The organism is Paenisporosarcina sp. P4_E4_2 (assembly GCF_056401595.1).
Window position 1 is genome coordinate 1 of record NZ_JBFUJC010000430.1, and the last position, 2,312, is coordinate 2,312.

The window sequence follows — 2,312 nt, forward strand, 5'->3', positions numbered from 1 at the left end:
TAAAACCAAAAACCTTATTGAACTATTCTGCCCCGTTAGTTTAAGTGTAACATTTCACAATAGATGGCCGAAATCTACTTGATGTTTTGGACGTAAAAATAGACCATCGAAATGATGGTCTTGTTTAACTAAAGCACCCGTTAGTTTAATATCTACCCCAGCCTTTTTCTGTCTCATCCGATAATTTTCTGGTTTCTTTGCCCATATATTTTCGTGCATTATTCAATACCTTGCTATCGTCACCAAGTCTTTCTAAAATAGTTACGCACAAGATATTTACAACATCATCATTTCCTTGAGTTGCCATTATTTCAAATACTCCGAAGAGACTTTGCAATACTTGGGGGTTATCCTCACTTATATAATTTATAAAAATTCCAGTGCACTCGCCAAAGTATACATGCGGTAATAGCTCTTCATTAAATTCGATATGTTCTTGTAATACAGACTTTAAATCTTTAAATTCATCAATAATTAAATTTATTGAACCCATCACGTCAATACCTTTTCACCCTTTTAAATAATATTTCTCCTTACACATGACAGATCCTTCTTCAACTAAACTGCTGCGTTAGTGACATAAGGATTTTTAAACAACATTATTATTGTTTAATGACTTTATTGTAAATTAAACAACTTTATTATCCCTGTACAGTAGCGTCAGGAAAATGCGGAATTACAACGTTAAGGAAGTTTCAATATTAAAAAACCTAATTTCTCAGCATTAAATGAGAAATTAGGTTTTTTCATTAATAGAAAAAGACTTATAAGTATTTATCACTAATCACTTTCATATGGTGTAACTCGTGCCCGGCAATGCCATATGCAATGGTACCTATCGAAACTGGGCTGTTCATTACAGTTCCATTACGAACCCACGCTGCATCATCAATGGTTGAAATAAGGCTTAACGTGTTGGAACGTACCGTGTCTAAACCAGCTAGTAACTGCTCCCAGGATAATTTGTTAAAGTGTGCCGCAGAAACGTATTGATCCTGATCCATTGCTGGGAGTGGTGCACTTTCATTTCGTGCAATGGCAAGCATTCGATACGACATCACACGTTCCGAGTCGGTCATATGCCCAATCACTTCTTTTAAAGTCCATTTCCCTGGTGCGTACGCCTTCCTTGCTGACTCCTCTGATACGCTGCTTAAAAGGGTAATGGTCTTAGTTCGTTGCTTACTAAGTATTTCTTCAATATCTCCATCTGGCACAAGACTAACATACCTATCATGCTCTGGATTTTCAATAAATAATGGTCGTGGGCGCACAAGAGTCCTCCTCATCGGAATAGTTAATTATGGTTCTAGGCTAATATTCGACTGTCAAGAAGATATTTCCTTTAATTAATATTTAATTTCATTACCGCAAAATAATTGCAAATTAAACCACTTTATTATCCCTGTACAACTGATTTATGCATTTAACATAATACAGATAATAATGGATTAAATCACTTTTTATTCCACTAACCTGCCCCGTTAGTTGAAGAAAAAAAGAGCCGTCTTAGCAGCTCAACCATCTTCAAGCAAAGCCCCGTTAGTTAAAATTCGGCTTGAGAAATTTCAGATTTCCACAGAAATATTAATCAACTCGAGGGCTTTCTTCATATCGATGTCTTCGTGGATATGCTGAGGTGTCCATTGAATATAAATATCCGGTTCAATTCCGATACCTGACATCCCATTTCCATCATCTACACGTCCCAGTTTCGAAGTGGGATACCAAAGCTCAAAACCTTCTTCCCATTTCATAATGGTTAAGTTTGTATAATCATTCAATCCAGCAGTAGATCGTCCCACAACAGTTACTTTATTGGATAACTTGCACGCTTCAACAAATGAATCCCCTGAGCTACCACAATAAATATCTGATAGTACGACTACTTTCTTCGGTGACGCTTTCCCTTTTATGATGAAAGAATTATTTTCACCTTCATTATAGTTTACAAATCCTTTTCCATAATTCTTTTCAAAGAAACTCTTAAAAATTCTTAGCATTTCCCTCGTATTTTCATCTTTTATTGTTTCTAGTGACTCGTCAATCATTTGTATCTGCAGATTGCATGTCCTTTCTGTGCAATTGTACAGCATCGTATGCTTCGCCTGATCAAACAAATCCTTTTCCTCTAACGGAAAAATATACGGTAACAGCTCAGTAAAACTAGAGTCGGTTCCCCCGGCATTTATTCTAACATCGACTAGTAAAGATTCTGCGGAATTGAGCAGCGTTGCATTGTCACGAATAAGTGTAGAAATCGTGTCGGGATCTTGGAAATCAGTCAGCGTGACAAGAATAGGGCCTTCCAC

Annotated in this window: 3 protein-coding genes; all 3 read right to left on the minus strand. The window is 36.6% G+C overall.

Annotation, left to right across the window (positions count from 1 at the left end; genetic code table 11):
• Positions 1-145: 145 nt before the first annotated feature.
• On the minus strand, positions 146-493 hold the full coding sequence (locus AC1DSB_RS18235) for a DUF7674 family protein (RefSeq protein WP_477533078.1): 348 nt from the start codon (positions 491-493) through the stop codon (positions 146-148).
• 271 nt (positions 494-764) lie between these two features.
• A complete protein-coding gene (locus AC1DSB_RS18240; RefSeq protein ID WP_477533076.1) occupies positions 765-1,274 on the minus strand; it encodes a DinB family protein in 510 nt (169 codons plus the stop codon).
• Positions 1,275-1,568: 294 nt separating this feature from the next.
• On the minus strand, positions 1,569-2,312 hold a 744-nt coding region (locus tag AC1DSB_RS18245; RefSeq protein ID WP_477587304.1), incomplete at its 5' end, for a S41 family peptidase.